Raw genomic sequence first — 24456 nt, forward strand, 5'->3', positions numbered from 1 at the left:
ATTGCGTAGTGTAGTTCAGAGAGTCTCACGGGCTTCAGTCTGTGTGGAAGGTGAAATCGTCGGAAAGATTGGACCTGGACTACTCATTCTTTTTGGAGTAGGAGAAAACGATGGGCCGAGCGATCTTGACTGGATGATTGATAAGATCGTGGGGCTAAGAATCTTTGAGGATGAAGAAGGGAAGATGAATCGCTCCGTACAGGATGCAGGTGGGGAGGTTCTCCTGGTTTCCCAGTTTACCCTCTATGGAGACTGCCGCAAGGGGAAACGTCCTAGCTTTTCTACGGCTGCCCCTCCGGAGAAAGCCAAAGCATTATTCGAGGAAGCAGTAGAAAAAGTGGGAACGTACGGAATTCATGTCGAGACCGGAATTTTCCAGGCAGAGATGCAGGTCGAGCTTGTGAATGATGGTCCTGTGACCTTACTTTTAGATAGCGAGAAGAAATTCTAAGGTGGAGGGATAGCCAGTGATTGAAGGTCGAGCGATGGGCGTGATGGGAGCGAACTGCTATATCGTCAGTTGCCCTGAAACAAAGAAGGCTGCAGTGATTGATCCAGGTGCAGATGGAAAAAGGCTGCATCGTTGGATTTTGGAAAAAGGGTATCAGGTCGAATACATACTTCTCACCCATGGGCATGTAGACCATATTGGAGCGGTCGATGACTTACGAGAACTCTTTCACGCCAAAGTAGGAATCCACGAAGGGGATGCCGATATGCTTACGGATGGACGCAAGAATCTATCGAGCTACTTTGGTCCAGCGATCGAAATGAAACCAGCAGATTTTCTGCTTAAAGAGGGTCAAGTCTTATCCGTGGGAAAAGAAAGTATTACAGTCATTGCGACACCGGGTCATTCTCCAGGAGGCATCTGCTTTTTGACTTCGGAGGGATTACTCAGTGGAGATACTCTATTCGAAGGTTCAATAGGGCGCACAGATTTCCCTGGAGGCTCCCATGAACAGCTTCTGGATGAAATTGAAAAGAAGTTGCTCCTTTTATCAGATGAGACACGAGTCTATCCAGGTCACGGTTCAGATACTACTATTGGGAGGGAAAAGCGGGAAAACCCGTTTTTGCGATGAATATAATTTTAACCAGTCATTCTTTATCCCGCTCCGAATTGGAAGCGGGTCTTTCCTTAACTCGAGCCTTTTTCCCTGAAGCTCGTGTTCAGGTGGAGGAGCTCACTCCGAGTGTTTCGCAAGGAGTAAACAGCGACACGAAGGATGATCTTTCGATGGACCCTGTACTCGCTAAGCTATGCAAAATCGAGGGTAATATTGATGCTTTAGATTCTTTATCTTTGATCCAGATAGAAGTATCCTATCCGGCACCCCCCTGGAAGGTTAAAGGTTATTTCTTCAGTGGAGCGCATACTTGTACATCTATAACTGAACACGCTGGATTTCAGATTCCCTTGCCAATCCAACACCAGTCCGTAAGCTTAGACTCAGGTAAAATCAAAGCCATCCTTTCCCATGATGAAATCGGTAAGGAGACAGACAAAACAATTCTTCTTAGGCAGGGGCTTTACACTCTTCTTACGAAAGTAACAGGACACATGCCCCCTTGGGGAATTCTTACTGGAATCCGACCGAGTAAAATTCTCCATCGTTTGAACGACTTAGGAACTTCGGTTGATTTAGCAGGGAAGATATTGCAGGAACGGTATTCGATCCGTGAGGATAAAGCCCGCTTACTGCAAGAAGTCGTCGCCATTCAGAAGCCTTACCTTGAAGAGATCAAAGATCCTAAACAGGTGGCTGTCTATGTGGGAATCCCTTTTTGCCCGACACGTTGTAGTTATTGTTCGTTTCCAGCTTATTCTTTGCAGCAAGGAAGAGAACCACTACAAACCTATCTTCATGGATTATATGATGAAATCCGAGTCACAGGGGAATGGATGAAGGAGAAGAGGCTTTGTGCTGACTCTCTCTATATTGGCGGAGGGACCCCTACGATTTTGACTACCTCCGAAATAACGGAGTTACTTCAATGGATTAAGGAGAAAATACCCTTAACGGCTTCGGAGAAGATGCCCATGGGACTAGGAATCTCTGAGGCATCAGTAAGACAAGGAGTGCTACGAGGGGTCGAACTTACGGTAGAAGCTGGACGTCCAGATACACTTTCGAAGGAAAAACTACAAGCACTTCGAGACCAAGGGGTAAATCGATTAAGTATCAACCCACAGACGATGCATGACCGAACCCTGCAGCGGATTGGACGCTCTCATACTGTAGAGGATATATTACGGGTTTATCGGCTTGCCCGTGAAATCCCTGGGTGGATAATCAACATGGACTTAATCCTAGGGTTACCTGGCGAGGACGTTAAAGACGTTCAAGAAACTCTAGGACGAATCGCGAGATTGAACCCGGATAACCTTACGGTTCATGCCTTAGCAATCAAACGAGGTTCTAAAGAGCATGAATTGGGTTTGATAGAGAATTTAGGCAGGGAACTCGAAACGATGCAAGACATCGTCTTGTCAAGTGCACGTTCTTTGGGGTTACGCCCTTACTATCTCTATCGTCAGAAGCATATTGCTGGGAATCTGGAGAATATCGGCTTTGCACGACCCGGTGCGGAATGTCGGTATAACATCGGGATCATGGAAGAGCAACAAAGCATAATCGGAATAGGGGCAGGAGCCTCAAGTAAAGTTGTGAATCCTTCGGACTATTCCCTGGTCAATTTTCAGCATCCTTCAAATTGGCAAGTGTATCTAAAACGTTGGAGAGGGACCCATGCAAAACGAGAGGAAGCGTGGCGACGGTTGAGATTCCGTAAAATTTGAATTTGTAATTCGCTGACCTTTGAGACATAATAAGTTAGATTCAGTAGGAAAGAAGGGATATTTTTGAGCAATTGGTTGGTACCTTATATCACTTTTAACGGAAATTGCGAGGAAGCGGTAAAATTCTATCAGTCAGTATTGGGTGGAGAGGCCCAGATACTTCACTTTGGTGATGCACCGACTAATCCGGATTTTCCAGTAAATGATGCCATGAAGAATTTGGTGCTTCATGCAGAACTCAGAAAAGACGGACACATCATTCGTTTCTCAGACACCTTCCCGGGTGCCCCATTCTCGAGAGGGAATTCAATTTCCTTTTCACTAGAATTGGCGACTGAAGAAGAAACGCGAGCGACGTTTAATGCTTTATCCCAAGGTGGAGAAGTAGAAATGGAGCTGCAAAAAACGTTTTTCAGCCCTCTGTACGCAAAATTCACAGATCAATTCGGTGTTAACTGGCAATTAACCTGTAAAAAACAATAACAGTAGCAATCCAATAGCTGGAACTAACGATAAGTTTTTGCATTGAAAGCTAGTATCTACGAAAAAAGATCATTCGTGACCAATAGGTCATGGATGATCTTTTTATTTGATGCATAAAAACTATTTTGCAGCATTTATTCCGTGCTTCTGGGGAGCTGTCACTCCATGCCGCTCGAAACTTTCTTTCATCGCACGGATGGCCCGCTGAATCGTCTCTAGCGGATATGTAACACAGAATCTGACATAATACTGTCCTTCCTCACCGAAGGCCACACCTGGAGAAGCGACGACATGCGCTTTATCCAGTAGGAATTTCGTGAAATCTTCCCCATTCATCCCTTGGGGAGCAGGTACCCAGAGATAGACGGTGGCCTCAGGTACTGTGAGATTCCAGCCTTGTTCATTAAAGAACTGTACCAAGGTCGTCAGACGCTTCTGGTAATCCGAGTTATCCCGATGAAAGAACCCCTTTTCCAACCCTAACTTTAAGCCTTCGCTACCCGCATATTGTATGGGATTGAAGATCCCGGCATTAACATGAGTCTCAATGATCTTAAGACCGTTTAAGATCTCAGAGTTGCCGACAGCCATTCCTAGCCGCCAACCTGCCATATGAAAGGCCTTAGAGAAGGTGAAGAATTCAATGCCCAAGTCAAGACTCCCCGGAACGGAAAGAAGACTTGGTGCACCGCCTTCCTTGAAGTAGGTCATGGAATAGGCATGGTCGTTGACGAGAATAATATCGTTCTCACGAGCAAAGGTCACGGCGGTGTGAAAGAAGTCTAGTGTTGCAATTTGACCGGTCGGGTTATTCGGGTAATTCAGGAACATGATTTTGGCCTTTTTAGCAATCTCTGAGGGTATATCTTCGAAGTGAGGCAGAAAATCGGGGTCACGAAGAGGCATGAAGTAGGGCTTTCCACCCGCAAGGATCGTTCCCGTTCGATAACTTGGGAAGGCAGGACTGGGAATGAGAGCGATATCATCGGGGTCAAGCCACGCTTCGCAGAAGTGGACGATCCCTTCTTTTGAACCTTGCAAAGGCAAGATTTCCTTTTCAGGATTTAGAGTGACTCCATAGTGTCGCCGATACCATATTACCATCTGCTCCCGAAATACTTTCAACCCATCAAAATCCGCGTAATGATGGTTTATCGGATCACGTGCCTGTGTGCAGAGCGTTTCAATCAATTGCGAATGGGCAGGACGATCCGGGTCCGATTTACTTAAGACATGAAGTTCTTCACCATTGTCGAGTTTTTCATGAATAAGAGCATCGAGTTGAGCAAAAATATAAGGTGGTAAATCTTTGAGCTTTAGACTTTCTTTCATTAAGCATCCTCCGTTCTAATTACTCACACCTGCCGTTAGTCTTTGATGATTTTTGGTTCTCCATAACAGGTAGTTTAAACCAGTTCGGACAGAAGCACTGGGATGGTTCGACGGATCGTCGATTCCCTCTGGAATTGGTTTTTTAGAGATTAATAGCATCGCAAAGGATTTCGGCTTAGTAAATAGAATATAGCTTTATCAAGATTCTTATGGTTTCTCTGTGAAATTTCGTAGGAGAATCGTCCCTGCGCGACAGAGCTGAGTTTAGGAGGTATTACGTGAAAGACCCGCAAACTATTTATGAATGCAGAAAACAAGCCTATGAAAAACTCCAGGCGAAGCAGAAGCAAACTGCAGATCGCTTGAGTAACTATCGTTTAATCACTTTTATTCTTGGATTGGCTATCGCTTCGGTTCTCTATCTAAAGCTTAGTAGTGTCATTGGAGTTGTCACGGGGTTTCTTACATTAAGTCTTTTCGTTAATCTAGCCATTCGACATAAGCATGCCCGTACCCAACTCAAGTACTCACAAATCTTAGCTGGACTTAATCAGAAAGGTTTAGCTCGCTTGAACGGGGAGTGGGGCAATTTTCAGGATTCCGGAGCTGAGTTTAAAGATGAGGGGCATCCCTATGCCTCGGATTTAGATCTATTCGGACAAGCGTCGATCTTTCAGTGGATTAATTCGGCACAAACCCCTTGGGGTAGAAAAATCTTACAAAATGTTCTCAAGCAGCCACCAAAAGACCGTCAGGAAATAATCGAACGACAGGAAGCCGTAACAGAATTGGCAAAACAATTATCTTGGCGACAACGGTTCGAAGCGGAAGGAATCTTCGTCTCTGGTAAATTCCAGACGACAGAACCCCTTCTAAACTGGGCTGAGCAGATTAATGAGGCTTATCTGCATCCTGCAGTAAAGTTAGGGATGCGACTACTCCCTGCGATAACCCTCCTAATGCTGACTCTATATGCATTTCAACTCTCCGTTCCTTGGCAGGTTCCGGCACTACTTATCGCTATCCAAATCATTCTCCTTCGAGTATATGGTAAAGATCGCTCCCAAATTCTATCCATGGTCCACCGGCATGAGGCGAGCCTGAAAACCTACACTGAGATGCTCAAACATCTTGAAGGCAAGAATTTTAATGCAGAGTGGCTTAAGAATCGTCAGGGAATTCTCCGCGACATAGAGGGTAATCAAGCTTACAAGCAAATTCAGAGACTCTCAAAGCTTGTTGAATGGATATCCAATCGTGAGAATGCAATGTTCATGGCGGTAAATATTCTTCTCCTTTGGGATTATCAGTGCATGATTGAGTTAGAAGCGTGGAAAAAGAGGTCGGGAAGCCTATTAAAAAACTGGTTAAAAGTCATTGCTGAGATGGAAGCACTTTCGAGTCTTTCCACTATTCGTTTTGAAAATCCAGAGTGGGACATGCCACAGATTCTTGAAAGCTCAAGCCAGGGTAGCGAAGTATCGAGCGGTTTATCTGCTCAAAAAATAGGTCACCCTTTGCTTACCAGAAATAGAGTTACAAATGATTTCGAGATGAAGAAGCCCTCTGGGATCGTCCTTATCACGGGGTCGAATATGTCTGGTAAGAGTACTTTTTTACGGACTGTAGGAAGTAATCTCGTCCTCGCTTATATTGGCGCCCCAGTCTGTGCCAAACAATTCAGTTGCTCGCGCTTTAATCTTTGGAGTTGTATGCGAGTGAGTGATAATTTAGAGCAAAGTATTTCTTCCTTCTATGCGGAAATCTTGCGGATCAAAGAAATTGTTCAAGCTGCAAAAAATGATAAGCCTGTTTTCTTCCTTCTCGATGAGATCTTCAAAGGAACTAATTCCCATGATCGACATCAAGGTGCTATTGCTCTTATCAACCAACTGCAAAGAGAAGGTGCGATGGGGCTAGTCTCGACACATGACTTGGAGCTAGGGGAACTAGAGCATCAAAGCGAAGGGCGGATTAGAAACTATCATTTCCGCGAGTATTATGAGAATCAGGAGATTCGATTTGACTATACGCTACGCCCTGGGATTTCGACGACGAGGAATGCTCTCTATCTCATCAAGTTAGCAGGAATAGAAATTAAGGAATAGTCATAAATAAGGGGACATTTACTAGTGGAGGGAGAATTTAGGTGCCTTCAAGTTTTGATCCGATAATCGATACAGCATCGGAAATATTAGTTCTTGGCTCCATGCCAGGGGATGAATCCTTGAGAAAGAATGAGTATTATGGGAATCCACGGAATCAATTCTGGCGGATTCTCTATTCTATTTTCGGGAAAGAAAAAGAGGAAGTCTATGAAACGCGCTTAGCCTTTGCGCTTGGGCATAAATTTGCCCTTTGGGATGTGATTGAGTCCTGTCAACGGGAAGGAAGTTTAGATTCAAATATCAAGGAAGCGCTGCCTCACGATTTTAAGAATTTCTATCAAAAGTACCCGAAAATTAAAGTGATTGCCTTTAATGGTGGAAAGGCTTATGACGTTTATCGCCGACAGGTAGGATTTAATTTAAAAGAGGGATTAATCTATTATTCTTTGCCCTCGACGAGTCCAGCCAATACTCAGAGCTATGAAAATAAGTTAGAAAAGTGGAGTATACTTCTCGAATATCTCGACAGGGAGTAACGCCTGAACACAACTTTTGATCACAACGCCTAAGCTGGTAATAGAATTAAAAATACGTTGCCTGAATGCTTAATCAGATGAATGACTTAAAAGATTTAGAACAATAGTTCTTGACTTTCGAAATGTTAGGGTAGAATATGCTATTATATCTTTTTGCTTTGGGGTTGGGAGAGAAATTAATATGTCAGAACATAATTCATCACAGAAAAAGGGAGTTTTCTATGCTTTTGCAGCATACACTGCATGGGGACTCCTGCCTGTCTACTGGAAAGCCATACAAGCTGTTCCAGCACGAGAAATATTAGCCCATCGGATCCTTTGGTCCTTTGTTTTCGTAGCTTCGTTATTGATTCTAAGAAAACAAGGGGGAAACGCGCGAGCAGTGCTTCGAGATAAGTCAAAAGTATTGGGGCTTATCTTAACTTCTTTGTTGATCACTTCAAACTGGTATATTTATATCTGGGCAGTGAATAGTAATAAAGTTGTCGAAGCGAGCCTGGGGTATTATATCAATCCCTTGCTGATGGTGTTATTGGGAGTGGTCGTGCTACGTGAACGCATGGATCGCTGGCAAGTTGTATCTCTCCTCCTAGCCGCCGCAGGGGTTTTAATTCTAACCGTGGAGTTCGGAAAAATCCCGTGGATTTCACTTAGCCTGGCAACAACCTTTTCCTTATATGGCTTAGCGAAGCGGTTAGTTCAGGTAGACTCTTTACTCGGCTTGGCCTTAGAAACCGCAATGGTTGTTCCTGTGGCCTTGATCTATCTTTCAGGGGTCCAAGTGAGTGGAGCAGGGGTGATTGGTCATTCGGGGAGCCTTACGCTTCTTCTTTTACTGGGGACAGGAATCGTCACAGCAACTCCGCTACTATGGTTTGCCCAAGCTGCAAAAATGGTTTCGTTTTCCACGATAGGGTTTATCCAGTACGTCTCACCGAGTTTGAGTCTCCTTCTCGGAATTTTTCTCTATCATGAAGAATTTACTTCAACTCATGCTATGAGTTTTGGGGTCATCTGGATTGCATTAGCGGTCTACTCAGTTTCCAGGGTTGCGGTCACTCGGAGAAGTAATCTCAGGGCAGTAAATTCCCTGCAGGGAAAATAAGCATAGGTACAGAGGATAAAGATCGGCGTTATCGTAAAGAATTATTCCGTTTAATTCATGTGGAAAATGAAAGAGACCGGATTAGCTCCGGTCTTTACTCGTACCTTGTGTCTCTTTCAAGATATAACGATCTGACTTATTCGGATTTGGAGTTTTGTCATCCGCATTTGGTGCATGATTTCTTGATTTATCGGTTTTTTTGATCGTCATCAGGTGACCTCCTTTAGGTTTTCCTTATTAGGCTTTCCCTGATTGGACTTAATCATGTAATTTTCATGATCTTTGCACTCCTAGGACATTAATACAGGTCGGAATTCCATGAAGTAAATCTTGAAGTAAGTGAAGTAAGTCTTGAAGTAAATTACATTATTCATAAAAATGAAAAGTGCAATGTTTACTCAATTTTGACTAAGAAATCGTCGCTACTTGTAAAGGGGGAAAAGACAAGGATGGAAGCTGCGAATAGAATTAAACGTTTACCTCATCATTTCTTTTCGACATTAGTACAGAAGTCGGCTGCTTTGCAGGAACAAGGGTTTGATGTTATCGATTTAGGAAGGGGAAGCCCAGATCTGGCAACCCCTCCCCATATCCTCAAGGCTCTTTGGGAGGCAGCCCAAAATCCACTGTATCATCGCTATTCACCTTTTGAAGGGTATCCAGAGATCAGGCAAGGAATAGTGAACTGGTATGCCAGGGAAAGAGGGGTTCAACTCGATTCAGAAAGTGAGGTTGCAACTCTCTTCGGTTCTAAGATTGGTTTAATCGAAGTAGCGACCTGTCTCTTAGAACCTGGGGATGTGTGCCTGGTTCCAGACCCAGGTTATCCGGATTATCTATCTGGCATTGCTTTGGCAGGTGCCGAAGCTTATCCTATGCCACTCTTAGCTAAAAATAATTATCTTCCAGACTTTGAAATGATTCCAGAAGAGGTGCTCAAACGAACGAAACTGATGTTTCTCAATTATCCGTGTAATCCAACAGCAACCTTAGCTCCTCGATCTTTTTTTGAAGCAGCGATCGAGTTTGCCTTGCTGAATGAGATTACGATTGCCCATGATTACGCCTATGGAGCGATTGGCTTTGATCAGAAACGTCCGATTAGCTTTCTCGAGATTCCAGGGGCAAAGGAAGTAGGAATTGAATTTTACTCCCTCTCAAAAACCTATAACATGTCGGGTTGGCGTGTCGGCTTTGCATTAGGAAATTCTAAAGTCGTGGGGTTAATCAATAAACTGCAAAACCATTTGTTCGCGAATATTCCACCAGCTATTCAAATGATGGCTGCAAGTGCCTTAACGGGTCCTCAGGATTGTGTTCAGGAAATCATCTCCATCTATGAACAACGTCGAAATACGTTTATTGAGGCCTTAGCTCAAATCGGCTGGAAAGCTAACCCACCAGAAGGGTCCTTCTTTGCATGGCTTCCTATCCCCGAACCTATGACAGCGATGGAATATAGTGATCTTCTTTTAGAGAAAGCACAGACCGTAGTCGCACCTGGAACAGGATTTGGTCCACATGGGGAAGGGTTTGTCAGGATAGGCCTCTTGCATGAAATACCGAGACTGTTGGAAGCCGTGGAACGTATTCAAAGACTTAGAATTTGGAAGTAAGTATTGAATTTGAAAGTACTGACCTGATCGTCGTGAACGAAGAAAGCTGAAAGAGAAAGAAGAATTGACAAATAACTTTTTGACAAGTATGATGTAATATCATATAAACTATTTTAGTACACCGCAAGAAAATAAAAAAGAACCTCACATTTTCGATATTAATTCATGGGAAGAGACTGTGCATCATCTCTTTACAGGGAGAGCCGACGTAGACTGAAATTGGCTTGGGAGACGCTTAGGAGGACACCCCAGGAACGAAAATGCGGGTCGCTTAGTCTCGTTATCGACTGTTAAAGTGGGCGGAATCGAAAGATACCGTCAATAAGGGTGGCACCACGGGAGCTCTCGTCCCTTGCTATTAGGCAAGGACGGGGGCTTTTTTATCTTTTATTCGAAGGAGGGATTTTTATGGCTATTCAACGACCTAAAGGGACTCAAGATTTACTGCCTGGTGTGGTTGAGAAATGGCAATATCTAGAGGAGCAAATTCGAAAAATTTGCAGAGAGTATGGATATGAAGAGATTCGTACGCCTATGTTTGAAGCCACAGAGCTTTTCCAACGTGGGGTGGGAGAGACTACGGATATAGTCAATAAGGAAATGTATACCTTCCTCGACAAAGGGGATCGGTCGATGACCCTTCGACCAGAAGGGACAGCCTCCGTATGTCGGGCTTATGTTGAAAACAAGCTCTATGGAGGACCGCAACCTGTAAAACTTTATTATACTGGACCTATGTTTCGCTATGAGCGCCCTCAATCGGGAAGGTTCCGTCAATTCCACCAGTTTGGGGTCGAAGTCCTTGGGGCAGATAAGCCGATCGTCGATGCTGAGGTTATCACTCTCGTCTGGGATCTTTACAATCGTCTAGGGCTCAAAGGGCTCGAAGTTCATGTGAACTCTGTGGGCTGCCCAACCTGTCGCGCGGAGCACAAGATTAAGCTACAGGAATTCCTAGCGCCAAGGCGAGAGCATCTATGTAAGGATTGTCAAGAACGCTATGAAAAAAATCCGTTGCGGATCTTAGATTGTAAAAATCCAACGTGTCAGGAATTAACTCAGGGTGCCCCCACTACGCTTGATACACTCTGTGAGGATTGTGGGCAACACTTTAAGGAGCTTCAAGAGCTCTTAAGTGCTGCAGAGGTCGTGTATAAAGTCGATCCTCGGCTTGTTCGTGGGCTTGATTATTATCGGAAAACGGCCTTTGAGGTTCTGGTCGAAGATATCGGAGCACAGAGTGCCATCTGCGGAGGTGGGCGCTACGATGGGCTCGTGCAGGAAGTCGGAGGACCGCAAACACCGGGGATTGGTTTTGCCATGGGAATTGAGCGTGTACTCGCTGCTCTTAATCTCTCAGGCGGAGCTCCAGACGTGGAGACAAAGGATTATCTTATGCTTGTTGCCTTGGGAGAGAAGGCTCAAAGCGAAGGCTTTGCCATCGTGAGTCGACTCAGAAAGAAAGGCTTACCAGTGAGTATCGATCTCTTGGGAAGAAGCCTGAAAGCCCAACTGAAGGCAGCTGATCGCACAAAAGCAAACTATGCGGCGATTCTAGGGCAAGAAGAATTAGAAAAAGGAATCATCATCTTGCGGAATCTCACCCTCGGTGAGCAGGAAGAGGTCGCGCTGAAAGACTTAGAAGAATACGTGATGAGAAAATATAGAGAGGATGTCAAAGCATGACTTTATTACAAAAACGCACAGAGGCGGGGAGCTTAAGAGTCAGTAACGCAGGGGAGACCATTCAACTACTTGGCTGGGTGCAACGCCGAAGAGATCATGGAGGGGTAATCTTCGTAGATCTTCGCGATCGCTCGGGCTTCGTTCAAGTCGTATTTAACCCAGATATGCCAAACTTCGCCTCAGCTGAGCGCTTGCGTTCGGAATTTGTGGTCTCCATTCTCGGTAAAGTCCGTCAGCGTCCTGAAGGGGCAAGCAACCCGAATATGGCGACAGGTGAAATAGAGGTTGTGGCTCAATCCTTAGAAATTTTAAATGGCGCAAAGACTCCCCCATTCTATATCCAGGATGACGTGGATGTCGATGAAACCCTACGTCTCAAATATCGTTATCTCGACTTGCGTCGTCCAGAAATGCAAGAAGTTTTTAGAACGAGGCATCGGATTACCTCGATTATGCGCAATTACTTCGATGGTCAGGACTTTTACGAAATTGAAACTCCGATGTTAATCAATTCCTCACCTGAAGGAGCAAGAGATTATCTTGTACCCAGTCGGGTGCATCCAGGAGAATTCTATGCTTTGCCACAGTCTCCACAAATCTTTAAGCAGCTCCTTATGGTTTCAGGAATGGAGAAGTACTTCCAGATCGTTCGCTGCTTCCGAGATGAGGATTTGCGAGCAGATCGTCAACCTGAGTTTACACAGCTCGATGTAGAGATGTCTTTTGTAGAGGAAGAGGATATTTTCCCGATGATGGAAGAGCTAATGGTTCGAATCTTCAAGGAGACAACGGGCCGAGAAATTCCGAGCCCCTTCCCACGCCTAACCTATCGAGATGCCATGGAGTTGTACGGTTCGGACAAACCAGATCTCCGTTTTGGTATGGAAATGATCGATGTCGCCGACGTCGTCAAGGATTCAAACTTTAAAGTCTTTACAGACACCTTGGCTAAAGGGGGAAGAGTGAAAGGCCTCTGTGCAAAGGGCTGTGCAGGTATGCCCAGACGGGAACTCGATGGCTTAGTGAATTACGTCAACATCTATGGGGCGAAGGGATTAGCCTATATCGTTCTGGCCGAAGAGGGAGTCAAGTCTCCTATTGCCAAATTCTTTAGTGAGGAGCAACTCAATTCCTTGATTAGTCACATGCGTGGAGAAACCGGAGATATTCTCTTCTTCGTCGCAGATAAAGAAGCAGTGGTTGCCGATGCACTCGGACATTTACGTCTGGAGTTAGGAAAACGCTTAGGGCTGATACCCGAGGAGGCCCTGAACTTCTTATGGGTAACAGAATTCCCACTTCTTGAGTGGGATGAAGAAGATAAGCGCTATGTCGCTATCCACCACCCCTTCACTTCCCCTATGCTTGAAGATCTCCCCTTACTCAAGACTGATCCAGGGAAAGTAAGAGCCAATGCCTATGATATGGTCCTCAACGGAATTGAGCTCGGTGGGGGAAGTATCCGGATTCATCAGCGCGAAGTTCAGGAGTTGATGTTTGAACTCCTGGGGCTATCACCTGAAGAAGCAGATGCTAAATTTGGGTATCTACTTGAGGCCTTTGAATATGGAACACCTCCTCATGGAGGAATTGCGTTTGGACTTGACCGTTTAACGATGCTATTGACCGGTAAAGATAATATTCGTGATGTAATTGCCTTCCCCAAAACACAAAGTGCTGCTGACCTGATGATTCAGGCTCCCTCTACGGTCGCTGAAAAGCAACTTAAAGAATTGCATATTAAAACGGATATTCTTCCGGGCAAAGCTAAATAATAGAATGGAATAGTGATTAATAAGAATAATAATTTGATTTGACAAAGGGAAATGAATCCGCTTATAATGAGTTGTAGCTACCCCCTATGGGTATCGAAAGGGGATTGTGTCGTGGTGACTGACCCGGATTTTGCATCGAAAGAAGATCTCATCCGTAGGTTGAAGAAAATCGAGGGACAGGTCAAGGGACTTCAACGAATGGTTGAAAATGACAAGTATTGTGTGGATGTCCTCATTCAAGTCGCTGCAGTCAGGGCGGCCATCAACAAAGTGGGAACAATGATATTTGAAAATCATTCTCGGGTATGTCTACAAAAGGCAGTCGAAGAAAAAGATAAGGACGAGGCGCTTGAAGAATTAATTGGCGTCCTTACGAAATTCATCAAATAACTGCCAAAATCATACAACGTATCTAATACATCGTACAACGAAGTGTTAGTCGAAGAGTAAAAAATTAAGGAGGGATTTTATCATGGCAGGTGAAAATGTTAAGACCTTTACCACCGATAATTGGAACCAAGACGTATTAAGCTCGGATAAACCTGTGCTCGTGGACTTCTGGGCAACGTGGTGTAGCCCATGTCGTATGGTTGCTCCCGTCGTTGAGGAGTTAGCAGGTGAGTATCTAGGGAAAATTGTTATCGGAAAACTTAATGTCGATGAGAATCCAGCAACGTCACAAGAATATGGAGTAATGAGTATTCCTACCTTAGCGATATTTAAAGACGGCAAAGTTGTCGATAAAATCGTGGGTTTCCGTGGTAAAGCCGATTTGGTTAAAATGCTTAATGCTCACGCCTAAGGCGAAATAATCTTAATTTGTCTAGAATGAAAAAAGCGGTGCAATGCACCGCTTTTTTCAGTATCTATTACTAATACCCAAGCCTTTTCACTCTTTAATAGTGTCATTTTCATCCTTAGATGGCGCCACGTTACGACCTCGATTCAGTTGATCACGTCCCATTTCAGAAGGGGTGAAGAATTGTTCACCTCGCACCGTCTCAGGTAGATAATCTTGCTCGACCCAGTGACCCGGGTAGGCGTGGGGATAACGATATCCTTTGCCATGCCCTAATTTTTTTGCGCCTGGATAATGGGCATCCCGTAAGTGCTGAGGAACTTCCCCCGTGGGGTGTGTGCGTACGTAATCAAGTGCGCGATCAATCGCATCATAGGCACTATTGCTCTTCGGAGCAGTAGTAATCGCTAAGACTGCCTGTGCCATCGGAATTCTGGCTTCAGGTAGGCCGAGCCATTCAAGTGCATTTGCTGCAGCTTGGGCTTGAAGCATGACCATGGGATCAGCAAGTCCCACATCTTCAGAAGCCTGAATGATAATCCGTCGCATGATGAAGCGGGGATCTTCTCCAGATTCCAGGAGGACAGCCAGCCAATACAGCGCAGCATCCGGATCAGAACCGCGCATGCTTTTGATAAAGGCAGAGATAATATCATAGTGGTTGTCTCCATCTTTATCAAAGCGCATCGCCCGTTGCTGGATCGACTCTTCGGCGACCTCTAGGGTAATCTCGCGGATACCATTGTTAGGAGGAGTGGTGAGTACAGCAAGTTCTAGGGCGTTCAACGCTCTTCTGAGATCCCCATTAGCATAATTGAGCCAATGCTCCCAGGCCTCGGGAGTGATCTGAACAGAATAATTTCCTAAGCCGCGTTCTTTATCCCCTAAGGCTTGCTCTAATCCTTTTCGTATATCTCCCTGAGTAAGGGTATATAAGCGAAAGAGGGTAGATCGGCTAAGAAGAGCAGAATTTAATTCGAAAAAAGGATTTTCAGTCGTTGCCCCAATGAAAGTAATGGTTCCATTTTCGACGGCTGGAAGCAGGGCATCTTGTTGACCTTTATTAAAACGATGAACCTCATCACAAAAGACGAGGGTCTTACTTCCATAAAGGTGGAGTTGTTCTGTAGCCGTTTGAATAATCTCCCGAATTTCTTTGACCCCGGAAGCGACTGCATTGATCCGCACAAACCTCGAAGAGGTAGCATTGGCAATGACTTGTGCGAGGGAGGTTTTTCCGGTACCCGGTGGCCCGTAAAGAATTAAGGAGCTGACTCGATCCGCCTCGATGGCACGACGAAGAAGTTTACCTGGCCCGATGAGGTCATCCTGACCGATGTATTCCTCGAGGGTTCTCGGGCGCATCCGTTCAGCGAGGGGGGCCACTTGATTTGGATTAAATGAAGCTGAGAATAAATCCATAGGAGCGATTCCTTTCTATTGCTATAATTCTGTTATGCTTTCTTCTCATACATAAGGGTGAGTATGGGAGTGGAAATTGAAAAGCAACTTATTTATGCGTATAAAAAAATGATCTCACATTCTAGTATACTGAGATTTGCAAGTTGAATCAAAAAGAAATGAATCAAAAGCAAATGAATTAGAAAGCGAGCAGGAATAGTTCTTCTTAGTAGGATAAAATAATAGGATAAAAAAATCTGAGTAAATTACTCGGGTTTATCTTGACAAATCCCGAGTGTTTTTGTAAGATATCTTTGAAGAAAAGATTTTGATGAATTATGGTCGTAAAATGAACGACAGAATCGCTTCTAGAAAGAGGTGGGGGGTCTGAAGCTTTCTACAAAAGGCAGGTATGGTCTCCAAGCCATGATTGACTTGGCCATGCATTCAGGCGATGGACCAGTCTCCCTAAAAAGTATAGCAGATCGACAGGGACTATCTGAACACTATCTGGAACAATTAATTTCCGGATTGCGCAAAGCCGGTCTTGTCAAAAGTGTACGAGGAGCGCAAGGGGGATACATCTTAGGACGAGAGACGGATAAAATCCGAATTGGAGATATCATTCGAGTTCTTGAAGGCCCGATTGCTCCTGTGGACTGTGTCTCAGAGGAAGATCCTGAATGCTGCAATAAAGCGAACCATTGTGTTACTCGGACAATTTGGGAGAAGGTCCGAGATTCTATCGCAGATGTTCTGGATTCCATTACCTTGGCAGACATGGTTACAGATGCAGAAAAGATGGAGTCTGAACGGGATCTGCACCATTTAATTCAGTTGGATGACTAAATCACATTAAGTTTTCAGGAGGGACAGATAATGCGGAGAGTTTACCTTGACCATAGTGCAACAACTCCGGTTGACCCAGAAGTTGCAAAACTCATGATGACCTATTACACAGAAAAATACGGTAACCCATCGAGTGTCCATAGCTTTGGACGTGAAGCTAAAGAAGCTCTAGAAAATGCTAGGGAACAAGTTGCAAAATTGCTCGGAGCTCAGCCCAATGAAATTACCTTTACGAGTGGGGGAACGGAGGCGGATAACCTTGCAATATTAGGGACCGCTGAAGCACTACGCAAAAAAGGAAAACATATTATCACCTCTGCCGTTGAGCATCATGCCGTACTCGAAACCTGTGAGTACTTAGAGAAAAATGGCTTCGAACTTACGATTATTCCTGTGAATGAGGAAGGTCTCCTTTCCGTTCAGGATGTCGAAAAAGCGATTCGTCCAGATACCATTTTGATTACAATCATGCATGCCAATAATGAAGTCGGTACGATTCAGCCTATAGCAGAGATTGGTAAGCTTGCCCGTGAGAAAGGGATCACCTTCCATGTGGATGCAGTTCAATCCTTTGGAAAGCTGCCCATCGATGTTCAGGCTATGAATGTAGATCTCATGACAGTATCCAGCCATAAGATTTATGGACCCAAAGGAGTAGGTGCTCTCTATATCCGCAAAGGGGTGAGAATTGTCCCCTTAGTACACGGTGGTGGTCAAGAGAAAAAACGCCGCTCTGGGACAGAGAATACGCCAGGAATCATCGGTTTCGGTAAAGCCTGTGAAATCGCTGGTGAGCGGATGAAACAGGAAGCACAACGTGAAAGTCAGCTTCGGGATAAATTATTAAAGGGAATCTTAGAGCGGATCGATTATGTTAAAGTGAATGGTCCGATTGGTGAGAATCGCCTCCCGGGTAATCTGAATGTGAGCATTGAATTTATCGAAGGGGAAGCACTTCTCTTGAGTCTCGATATGCTTGGAATTGCTGCTTCAAGTGGTTCGGCATGTACTTCAGGCTCCTTGGATCCCTCTCATGTGTTGCTCGCGATGGGAATGCCCCATGAGATTGCACATGGATCGCTACGTCTATCCTTTGGACGTCAGAACACGGAAGAAGATGTCGATTATGTCCTAGAGCAATTGCCTAAGATTGTGGATCGGCTACGGATGATGTCCCCTCTATATGATCGTGTAAAACATGCTAAAGCTCAATAATTAAGGAGTGATGAGAGATGTATTCTGAAAAAGTAATGGATCACTTTATGAACCCTCGTAATGTTGGTGAAATCGAGAATGCGGATGGTGTAGGTGAAGTCGGGAACGCAAAATGCGGTGACATCATGCGTATTTATTTAGATGTTGAAGGAGATGTTATTAAAGACGTCAAATTCAAAACGTTTGGCTGTGGAGCAGCAGTTGCTACCAGTAGCATGGTTACTGAAATGGTCAAAGGAAAGACCATTGAAGAAGCCTTGACGATTACGAATGCTGCAGTGGCTGAAGCCCTTGATGGACTTCCAGCAGTAAAGATGCACTGTTCGAATCTAGCAGCAGATGCCTTACATGAAGCCATTAAGGATTATCACGAAAAACACAAAAAGGAATAGGATAAATCAATGACGCTTACCAAAAGACCAAAGGTAGTGGTCGGAATGAGCGGCGGTGTGGATAGTTCCATGGCCGCCGCTTTACTCAAAGAAGAAGGTTATGATGTAATTGGTGTAACTCTTCAGATATGGCCGTCTGCAGGTCCAGAAGGGGAGGGGGGCTGCTGTTCAATCTCGGCGATTGACGATGCGCGAAGGGTCGCCTTCCAACTGGGAATACCCCATTATGTATTAAACTTTCGTTCCATCTTTGAGGAAAATGTCATCCATTATTTTACCGAATCCTACCTCAGTGGAGAAACTCCGAATCCCTGTCTTATGTGCAACCGCATTGTACGATGGGGAGAATTTTTACGTAAAGCACGCTCCTTAGGGGCAGAATATATTGCAACAGGTCATTATGCTCAAGTCACTAGAGATCCAGGTAGCGGTCGTTTTCTGATGACTCGACCGGCTGACGCTTGGAAGGATCAAACCTATATGCTTTATACCCTCACCCAGGAACAGCTCGAACACACCTTGTTTCCACTGGCTGAGTATAAGAAAGATCGTATACGAGAGATGGCAGCAGAACGAGGACTCATTCGGGTCGCCAGAAAGCCCGATAGTCAGGAAATCTGCTTTATTCCCGATGATGATTATGTATCCTTTGTTCGACAGCGTGAAGCAGGACAAGGACGGATTAAACCCGGGAATTTTGTAGATCAGCAGGGCAAGATTCTTGGAAAGCACCAAGGCTTAGTGAATTACACGGTGGGTCAGCGAAAAGGATTGGGTATAACCTTTGGCAAACCCATGTTTGTCATTGGTTTTAATGTTGATCGCAATGAAGTCGTCTTAGGAGAGGCTCCCGAAGTCTATAGTCAGTCCCTTTTGGCGACTGACTTGAACTGGATTGCAATTCCGGAACTTCATGAACCTATAGAGGTTGAAGCAAAGATTCGCTATAAAGCTCCCGCTGCACCTGCAAAGGTCATTCCCCTAGAAAATTCGGAGAGCATTAAAGGAGCGATCGGTCCTGTAGTGCGAGTCGAATTTGAAACCCCACAACGAGCAGTTACACCTGGACAAGCCGTCGTTTTCTATCAAGGTGATCTCGTCGTCGGTGGAGGGAAAATCATCACTGACCCGAGAGGGTAGTATAAACTTCATTTTTCTATGCTTTGAATGCATGAACGCAACCCACTTTGGGCATAGTAGCAAGGAACCATAATAGAAACTAAAGGAGGGGAAAAATGCGACGCACACGAGAAATCGTTGGTTTACCTGTACTGAATTTAAGAAGCGGAGACCAGATTGGATGGGTACAAGATGTGGTCTTCAATAAAGACAGCAGGAAAATCAGCGGAATTCTCTTGGAAAATGCTCACATTTTTCGTTCTTCAAAAGGCATTCCGCGTGATTTTGTTGCTGCTGTAGGTAAAGATGCCTTAACTGTTAGCGACCATGTGGTTCAGGAGATCTCAGGTATCAAATGGTCGGAAAAAGTTGGGAATCAAGTATTTACCCAAGGTGGGGAAGCAAAGGGCACGATTGAAGATGTCTTCCTTGACGATTCTGCTGAGAACGTCATCGGGTTCGAGGTTTCAGATGGTCTGTTTTCTGATCTGATGGAAGGACGGGGCACGATTCTGCAGGAAAATGTAATGGTAGATGGGAAAGACGTCTTAATCGTTGAAGACCAGGTATCCCCCTGGGACCAAGGAAAAGAAGGGGGTTCACTATCATGAATTGTCCGGTCTGTAGTGGACGTGCCATCGGCAAGGTTGGTGTAGGTCAGTTTTACTGTTGGGATTGCTGTGTAGAGTTCACAAGCCAAACAGACAAAGTTGTTATCTATGATTTGGCAGAGGATGGTACTTTGGTTGCCTGGGATGACCCAGCGATCGACGCAGAGCTTACTCAAGCTGCATTGGAGTAAAAGCATAAGGAGGGATACCATGAAGTCAGGACAAATCATTGGGGGTATCGTAGCAGGAAGTATCCTTGGTGCAACAGTCAGTTATATGGCGCGCCCTCGGAACAAAACCATGTCTATGATGCGTAAGGGTTTGAAAATGATTAAACGCTAGTCTCTCTGATATCGAACGTCTAGAATCAAATGAAGCGCGCCAACTGGGCGCGCTTTTGGCATGTCTGAGTTCTCCAGAATAAACTTCTATTGTTTATATAAAGAAAGAAGATCTGAGTAAGCATGGGTATAGATTAGCTGAGTTTGGGGTAACACATCTTAAGGGATGGAAAGGAGGAGAGCATGAAAAAAGAAAGATGGCGCTGGTTCTTTTTAGGGAGTGTTATCTTTTTTGGCCTCATTCTACTGTTATCTGTTCGAAGCATTCTTAGTCCTTTTATCGTCGCGTTTGTCCTCGCTTATTTACTAAGTCCGGTCGTTGAGGGCTTGGTCCATCGAGGATTAGGGCGAAAGGTATCGATCACAGTGGTCTTTTTAGGGATAATACTCACCCTCGGGCTTACGTTATTTTTTATCTTACCAAAGCTCTATATGGAACTCTCTAAGCTCTCCGCCGTTCTCCCAGGGACTGTGCATACCATGGAGCAGTATATCCAAGATTTTCGCTCCAATTTCCGCTCAACTGGACTTCCTAATCAGGTCGTTTCCGTGTTCGATGGTCATCTCGGTAAAGGGGAAGCGTTCTTAGCAGAAAAGCTTCAAGATTTCCTAGAGAAACTTCCTGAGCTTCTAGCCTCCACGACCCTTCTGATCCTTTCTCCGGTTATTGCTATTTACCTCCTCGCTGACTGGAAACGGATTCAAACCGGCTTTTTAAGAATTGTTCCTCAACGTTGGCGTGTGGATTGGCAGAGGTTGATCCAGGATATCAGTCATATCGTCCGCTGTTTCATTCGAGGAAATTTGATTGTTGCGGTTATTGTCGGGATTCTCTGTGGGGTAGGAGTAAAACTTGTAGGGATGGATTATGCCCTTCTCATTGGGGTTCTTTGTGGAGTATTTGATTTGATTCCTTACTTTGGGCCCTTAATCGGGGCAATCCCCTCGATACTCTTAGGGCTCATTCAGTCTCCGATTATGGCAGTAAAAGTCGCTGCGGTCATCCTTGTTGTTCAGCAGATTGAGGGGAATGTCATTTCTCCTAAACTCATGGGAGACAGCGTAGGGCTTCATCCTTTATGGATTGTCTTCGCTTTGCTTGCGGGGGGAGAGCTTTTCGGTTTCTGGGGGATGCTTCTTTCTGTCCCGTTTGCAGCTGTCCTTCGAGTGATTATTCGCCACATCTACTTTTGGCTTGTTTCACCTGAAGTTAAAAGAGAAAGTTGACAAGTTCTCAGGCTTTCCGATATACTTATGAGTAAATTTGAGAATTTTACAAACTAATGAAGGAACGAGTAATAGAGAGAACTTTTTAGAGAGGTTCCGTGAGGTGAAAGGAACCAAGTTTCTTTGTATGAAGGCTATTCCTGAGGGCAAGTATGAAAACTTGACGAGGCACGCGTTAAGTGCGATGACAGTATACTGTCGCAAAGCGACCGATTGATCGTTATGATGGATGCGTTGTTAATCGGTAAGCAGGGTGGTACCACGGTGAAGATCCCGTCCCTGATTCAGGGGCGGGTTTTATCTATTTTTACGCAAAAACTTTAATAGAGTAGAAGCTCCATTGAAGTAAGTTTTCTACATAGGGAGGAAATAACGTGTATACGGGAAATCAGCTTAGAGAAATGTTTCTTCAATTCTTCGAGTCCAAAGGGCACAAAATTTTACCGAGTGCCTCACTCATTCCAAAGGATGATCCCACCTTACTTTTAACGGTCGCCGGGATGGTACCCTTTAAACCGTATTTCATGCGCAAAGTAGAACCCCCTTTCCCAAGAGCGACCACTTCTCAGAAGTGCGTACGTACCCCTGACTTAGAGGTCGTCGGAAAAACGGCACGCCACCATACCTTCTTTGAGATGTTAGGAAACTTCTCCTTCGGAGATTACTTCAAGGCAGAAGTCATTCCCTGGGCTTGGGAGTTTGTCACTGAAGTTTTAAAAATCCCAACCGAGCAGCTTTGGATCACCGTCCATCCAGAAGACGAGGAAGCAAGGCAACTTTGGATCGAAAAAAATGGAGTGGCTCCGGAGCGGATTCTCAACGATCCTGAAAACTTATGGGCGGCTGGCCCTGTCGGACCGTGCGGCTATTGCTCAGAAATCTATGTCGACTTAGGCGAGAGCCGGGGCTGTGGCAAGCCCGAGTGTGCACTCGGCTGCGATTGTGACCGATTCTTAGAAATCTGGAATCTCGTCTTCATGCAATACAATCGGGATGAATCGGGAATGCTTACCCCATTACCTAAGCAGAATATTGATACTGGGATGGGACTTGAGCGGATCGCTTCCGTGATGCAAGGCGTAGCTTCTAACTTTGATACGGACTTATTCCTACCGATCATTAATAAAGTAGCAGAACTTTCTGGGGTAACGTATCATGAAAATCCGAAGAATGATATTGCTATGAAAGTCGTCGCTGATCATACTCGAGCTGTTTCCTTCATGCTATCCGATGGAATCCGCCCAGGAAGTGAGGGACGTGGCTACGTACTACGCCGGATTTTACGCCGTGCTATTCGTTATGCCCGCTTACTTGGAATCGACAAGCCTTTCCTCGAGCAGATTTTCCTTATTATCCAACGCGATTACGCGCACCACTATCCTGAGCTTAAGGAAAATGAAAACTTCATCCTCAATCATCTGCGTCTAGAGGAGAAGAATTTCCAAGCGACTTTGGAGCAAGGCACACAAATCCTTCAAGAAAAAGTGAAATCTCTGAAAGAGGCGGGAGAAACGATTCTCGGTGGGACAGATGCCTTCTATCTCTATGAAACCTATGGCTTCCCGGTAGAATTGACGGAAGAAATGCTCCTAGAACAGGAGATGACGGTGGATATGGAGGGTTTCACGGCCGCTTCGGAAGAACATCGTCGTCTAGCGAAGGAGCAATCTCAGCAGATGAAAGCGGTTCAAGAAAGCACGGCTATTTCTGAAAAGGCTAAGGCTTTAGGAGCGACGCCTTTCCTCGGCTATGAAGCTCTCCATGCCAATACCCGAATTGAAGCACTCTTCCGCGATGGAGAAGTAGCCTCAGATGCTGGAGAAGGGGATGAAGTCCTTTGTTTCCTCACTGAAACTCCTTTCTATGCTGAGAGCGGAGGTCAAGTTGCTGATAGCGGGATAATTCGGACGACACGTGCCGAAGCGAAGCTTCTCGAAGTGAAAAAGGGTGTCACTGGAACCATCTATCATCGGGTTTTAGTTACCCAAGGGGTGTTGAATGCCGGCGATGCAGTAGAGGCAATCGTCGATGGAAATGCTCGTCAAGCTACCGCCCGTCATCATAGTGCGACCCATCTTCTCCAAGCAGCCCTTCGTTCTGTCCTAGGGGAACATGTACAGCAAGCGGGATCACTTGTCACTCCAGAGCGTCTACGCTTTGACTTCACTCACTTCTCTGCGATGAGTACAGAGGAACTTCAGAAGGTCGAAGACCGCCTGAATGAGGCTGTTCTTGCGAATATGCCCGTTTCCTCCGTAGAAATGAGCCTGGAAACTGCCAAAGCGAGTGGTGCTACGGCACTCTTCGGTGAAAAATATGGAGATTCCGTCCGAGTCGTTTCTATGGGGGATTACTCCAAAGAACTTTGTGGTGGAACCCATATCCACGCGACGGGGGATATTGGTCTTGTAAAGATCCTCTCTGAGGGAGGAATTGGTGCAGGCTTAAGACGGATCGAAGCTGTCGCTGGGACGGAGGCTCTAGCCTATACCCGTTCCTTGAATGATCAGCTGCTTGATTTAGCACAGCTCTTAAAAGCACAACCGGCGGACCTTTCCAAACGCGTCCAAGGTATGCTCGCACAGGTGAAGGATCTGGAGAGAGAAGTTCAACAATTGAGTGCAAAATTTGCTAAATCTGAGGTAGAGACCCTTCTGCAACAGGTAAAAGAAGTTGAAGGAGTGCCCGTACTCGCTGCCCAAGTCCATGTACAGGATATGGATTCCCTACGCAATATGGCGGATCTCTTAAAGGATAAGTTAAAGACCGGAGTTCTCGTCCTAGGGGCTGCCGCTGAAGGAAAAGTAAATTGGGTAACGGTTGTGGCACCTACAGGTTTAAGTGGGCTCCATGCGGGGCAGATTATTAAAGAAGTAGCCAAGATCACAGGTGGTGGAGGCGGTGGTCGTCCAGATATGGCTCAGGCCGGGGGAAAAGACCCTGCAAAACTGGGTGAAGCACTTGACCACGTTCCAGCCATTCTTAAAACATTTTTACAAAAATAAAGGAAAACCTAATTCAAGCGAGAATATTTCCATAAGAAAATGTTCTTAGAGAA

Annotated in this window: 24 protein-coding genes and 1 other annotated feature; of the genes, 21 read left to right on the forward strand and 3 right to left on the reverse strand. The window is 45.2% G+C overall.

The window, feature by feature from the left end; translation table 11 throughout:
* Position 1 precedes the first annotated feature (1 nt).
* The 4 genes from dtd (at position 2) to ACZ42W_RS07295 (ending at position 3286) form a co-directional block, all read left to right on the forward strand.
* A complete protein-coding gene (gene dtd, locus ACZ42W_RS07280; RefSeq protein ID WP_464169578.1) occupies positions 2-451 on the forward strand; it encodes a D-aminoacyl-tRNA deacylase in 450 nt (149 codons plus the stop codon).
* Between the two features lie 16 nt (positions 452-467).
* Positions 468-1085 (forward strand): MBL fold metallo-hydrolase, encoded by a 618-nt coding sequence (locus ACZ42W_RS07285; protein WP_464169580.1) that lies wholly within the window; start codon positions 468-470, stop codon positions 1083-1085.
* Positions 1082-2803, forward strand: coding sequence for a coproporphyrinogen dehydrogenase HemZ (gene hemZ / locus ACZ42W_RS07290; RefSeq protein ID WP_464169582.1), 1722 nt, complete (start codon positions 1082-1084; stop codon positions 2801-2803). The genes ACZ42W_RS07285 and hemZ overlap by 4 nt, the downstream gene beginning before the upstream one ends.
* 63 nt (positions 2804-2866) lie before the next feature.
* Positions 2867-3286 carry a VOC family protein gene (locus tag ACZ42W_RS07295; RefSeq protein ID WP_464169584.1) on the forward strand — a complete coding sequence of 140 codons (420 nt, stop codon included), beginning with the start codon at positions 2867-2869 and terminating at the stop codon, positions 3284-3286.
* A gap of 120 nt (positions 3287-3406) precedes the next feature.
* On the opposite strand, the gene ACZ42W_RS07300 is transcribed toward ACZ42W_RS07295, so the two are convergent.
* Positions 3407-4618 (reverse strand): aminotransferase class I/II-fold pyridoxal phosphate-dependent enzyme, encoded by a 1212-nt coding sequence (locus tag ACZ42W_RS07300; protein ID WP_464169585.1) that lies wholly within the window; start codon positions 4616-4618, stop codon positions 3407-3409.
* A 278-nt stretch (positions 4619-4896) separates the two neighbouring features.
* On the opposite strand from ACZ42W_RS07300, the gene ACZ42W_RS07305 reads away from it, so the two are divergent.
* From ACZ42W_RS07305 to rarD, 3 genes are all read left to right on the forward strand, one after another.
* Entirely contained in the window at positions 4897-6726 is a 1830-nt protein-coding gene (locus ACZ42W_RS07305) for a MutS family DNA mismatch repair protein (protein ID WP_464169587.1), read from the forward strand.
* Positions 6727-6767: 41 nt separating this feature from the next.
* Complete coding sequence (locus ACZ42W_RS07310) at positions 6768-7262, forward strand: DNA-deoxyinosine glycosylase (protein ID WP_464169588.1); 495 nt, start codon at positions 6768-6770, stop codon at positions 7260-7262.
* Between the two features lie 181 nt (positions 7263-7443).
* On the forward strand, positions 7444-8367 hold the full coding sequence (gene rarD / locus ACZ42W_RS07315) for an EamA family transporter RarD (protein ID WP_464169590.1): 924 nt from the start codon (positions 7444-7446) through the stop codon (positions 8365-8367).
* Positions 8368-8448: 81 nt separating this feature from the next.
* On the opposite strand, the gene ACZ42W_RS07320 is transcribed toward rarD, so the two are convergent.
* The gene (locus tag ACZ42W_RS07320; protein ID WP_464169591.1) at positions 8449-8577 is read right to left on the reverse strand and encodes a hypothetical protein; all 129 of its coding nucleotides are present in this window, start codon (positions 8575-8577) and stop codon (positions 8449-8451) included.
* Between the two features lie 239 nt (positions 8578-8816).
* Here ACZ42W_RS07320 and ACZ42W_RS07325 point away from each other — a divergent pair, with 239 nt between their 5' ends.
* From ACZ42W_RS07325 to trxA, 5 genes are all read left to right on the forward strand, one after another.
* The gene (locus tag ACZ42W_RS07325; RefSeq protein WP_464169592.1) at positions 8817-9983 is read left to right on the forward strand and encodes an aminotransferase class I/II-fold pyridoxal phosphate-dependent enzyme; all 1167 of its coding nucleotides are present in this window, start codon (positions 8817-8819) and stop codon (positions 9981-9983) included.
* 408 nt (positions 9984-10391) lie between these two features.
* Positions 10392-11669: a histidine--tRNA ligase gene (gene hisS, locus ACZ42W_RS07330; RefSeq protein ID WP_464169594.1), complete on the forward strand. Its 1278-nt coding sequence runs from the start codon at positions 10392-10394 to the stop codon at positions 11667-11669.
* Positions 11666-13444, forward strand: coding sequence for an aspartate--tRNA ligase (gene aspS / locus ACZ42W_RS07335; protein WP_464169596.1), 1779 nt, complete (start codon positions 11666-11668; stop codon positions 13442-13444). The genes hisS and aspS overlap by 4 nt, the downstream gene beginning before the upstream one ends.
* Before the next feature lie 111 nt (positions 13445-13555).
* Positions 13556-13834, forward strand: a complete 279-nt coding sequence (locus tag ACZ42W_RS07340) for a metal-sensitive transcriptional regulator (protein ID WP_464169598.1) — start codon at positions 13556-13558, stop codon at positions 13832-13834.
* A gap of 82 nt (positions 13835-13916) precedes the next feature.
* Positions 13917-14246 (forward strand): thioredoxin, encoded by a 330-nt coding sequence (gene trxA, locus ACZ42W_RS07345; RefSeq protein WP_464169600.1) that lies wholly within the window; start codon positions 13917-13919, stop codon positions 14244-14246.
* An 87-nt stretch (positions 14247-14333) separates the two neighbouring features.
* Here the strand turns inward: trxA and ACZ42W_RS07350 are convergent, their stop codons facing one another.
* Positions 14334-15665, reverse strand: a complete 1332-nt coding sequence (locus ACZ42W_RS07350; protein ID WP_464169602.1) for a replication-associated recombination protein A — start codon at positions 15663-15665, stop codon at positions 14334-14336.
* Positions 15666-16031: 366 nt separating this feature from the next.
* On the opposite strand from ACZ42W_RS07350, the gene ACZ42W_RS07355 reads away from it, so the two are divergent.
* The 9 genes from ACZ42W_RS07355 to alaS all read left to right on the forward strand — a co-directional run bounded on the left by ACZ42W_RS07355 (position 16032) and on the right by alaS (position 24403).
* Positions 16032-16493 (forward strand): RrF2 family transcriptional regulator, encoded by a 462-nt coding sequence (locus ACZ42W_RS07355; RefSeq protein ID WP_464170901.1) that lies wholly within the window; start codon positions 16032-16034, stop codon positions 16491-16493.
* Between the two features lie 30 nt (positions 16494-16523).
* Entirely contained in the window at positions 16524-17708 is a 1185-nt protein-coding gene (nifS, locus tag ACZ42W_RS07360) for a cysteine desulfurase NifS (RefSeq protein WP_464169604.1), read from the forward strand.
* Between the two features lie 17 nt (positions 17709-17725).
* On the forward strand, positions 17726-18100 hold the full coding sequence (gene nifU, locus ACZ42W_RS07365; protein WP_464169606.1) for a Fe-S cluster assembly scaffold protein NifU: 375 nt from the start codon (positions 17726-17728) through the stop codon (positions 18098-18100).
* 9 nt (positions 18101-18109) lie between these two features.
* The gene (gene mnmA, locus ACZ42W_RS07370; RefSeq protein WP_464169607.1) at positions 18110-19240 is read left to right on the forward strand and encodes a tRNA 2-thiouridine(34) synthase MnmA; all 1131 of its coding nucleotides are present in this window, start codon (positions 18110-18112) and stop codon (positions 19238-19240) included.
* 95 nt (positions 19241-19335) lie between these two features.
* A complete protein-coding gene (locus ACZ42W_RS07375) occupies positions 19336-19830 on the forward strand; it encodes a PRC-barrel domain-containing protein (protein ID WP_464169609.1) in 495 nt (164 codons plus the stop codon).
* Positions 19827-20021 (forward strand): hypothetical protein, encoded by a 195-nt coding sequence (locus ACZ42W_RS07380; protein WP_464169611.1) that lies wholly within the window; start codon positions 19827-19829, stop codon positions 20019-20021. The genes ACZ42W_RS07375 and ACZ42W_RS07380 overlap by 4 nt, the downstream gene beginning before the upstream one ends.
* Positions 20022-20040: 19 nt before the next feature.
* Complete coding sequence (locus ACZ42W_RS07385; protein ID WP_464169613.1) at positions 20041-20172, forward strand: hypothetical protein; 132 nt, start codon at positions 20041-20043, stop codon at positions 20170-20172.
* A 182-nt stretch (positions 20173-20354) separates the two neighbouring features.
* Positions 20355-21398 (forward strand): AI-2E family transporter, encoded by a 1044-nt coding sequence (locus ACZ42W_RS07390; protein WP_464169615.1) that lies wholly within the window; start codon positions 20355-20357, stop codon positions 21396-21398.
* A 47-nt stretch (positions 21399-21445) separates the two neighbouring features.
* Positions 21446-21682, forward strand: a binding site (T-box leader).
* 90 nt (positions 21683-21772) lie between these two features.
* Positions 21773-24403 carry an alanine--tRNA ligase gene (alaS, locus tag ACZ42W_RS07395; RefSeq protein WP_464169617.1) on the forward strand — a complete coding sequence of 877 codons (2631 nt, stop codon included), beginning with the start codon at positions 21773-21775 and terminating at the stop codon, positions 24401-24403.
* The last annotated feature ends 53 nt before the right edge of the window (positions 24404-24456 follow it).

This window comes from Desulfitobacterium elongatum (assembly GCF_055378975.1).

Coding starts and splice junctions, on each gene's coding strand:
- hemZ (WP_464169582.1), top strand. CDS start 1,082: ATGAATATAATTTTAACCAGTCATTCTTTATCCCGCTCCGAATTGGAA.
- nifS (WP_464169604.1), top strand. CDS start 16,524: ATGCGGAGAGTTTACCTTGACCATAGTGCAACAACTCCGGTTGACCCA.
- mnmA (WP_464169607.1), top strand. CDS start 18,110: ATGACGCTTACCAAAAGACCAAAGGTAGTGGTCGGAATGAGCGGCGGT.
- ACZ42W_RS07300 (WP_464169585.1), bottom strand. CDS start 4,618: ATGAAAGAAAGTCTAAAGCTCAAAGATTTACCACCTTATATTTTTGCT.
- ACZ42W_RS07320 (WP_464169591.1), bottom strand. CDS start 8,577: ATGACGATCAAAAAAACCGATAAATCAAGAAATCATGCACCAAATGCG.
- ACZ42W_RS07390 (WP_464169615.1), top strand. CDS start 20,355: ATGAAAAAAGAAAGATGGCGCTGGTTCTTTTTAGGGAGTGTTATCTTT.
- ACZ42W_RS07350 (WP_464169602.1), bottom strand. CDS start 15,665: ATGGATTTATTCTCAGCTTCATTTAATCCAAATCAAGTGGCCCCCCTC.
- nifU (WP_464169606.1), top strand. CDS start 17,726: ATGTATTCTGAAAAAGTAATGGATCACTTTATGAACCCTCGTAATGTT.
- ACZ42W_RS07375 (WP_464169609.1), top strand. CDS start 19,336: ATGCGACGCACACGAGAAATCGTTGGTTTACCTGTACTGAATTTAAGA.
- ACZ42W_RS07325 (WP_464169592.1), top strand. CDS start 8,817: ATGGAAGCTGCGAATAGAATTAAACGTTTACCTCATCATTTCTTTTCG.
- rarD (WP_464169590.1), top strand. CDS start 7,444: ATGTCAGAACATAATTCATCACAGAAAAAGGGAGTTTTCTATGCTTTT.
- aspS (WP_464169596.1), top strand. CDS start 11,666: ATGACTTTATTACAAAAACGCACAGAGGCGGGGAGCTTAAGAGTCAGT.
- hisS (WP_464169594.1), top strand. CDS start 10,392: ATGGCTATTCAACGACCTAAAGGGACTCAAGATTTACTGCCTGGTGTG.
- ACZ42W_RS07385 (WP_464169613.1), top strand. CDS start 20,041: ATGAAGTCAGGACAAATCATTGGGGGTATCGTAGCAGGAAGTATCCTT.
- ACZ42W_RS07380 (WP_464169611.1), top strand. CDS start 19,827: ATGAATTGTCCGGTCTGTAGTGGACGTGCCATCGGCAAGGTTGGTGTA.
- trxA (WP_464169600.1), top strand. CDS start 13,917: ATGGCAGGTGAAAATGTTAAGACCTTTACCACCGATAATTGGAACCAA.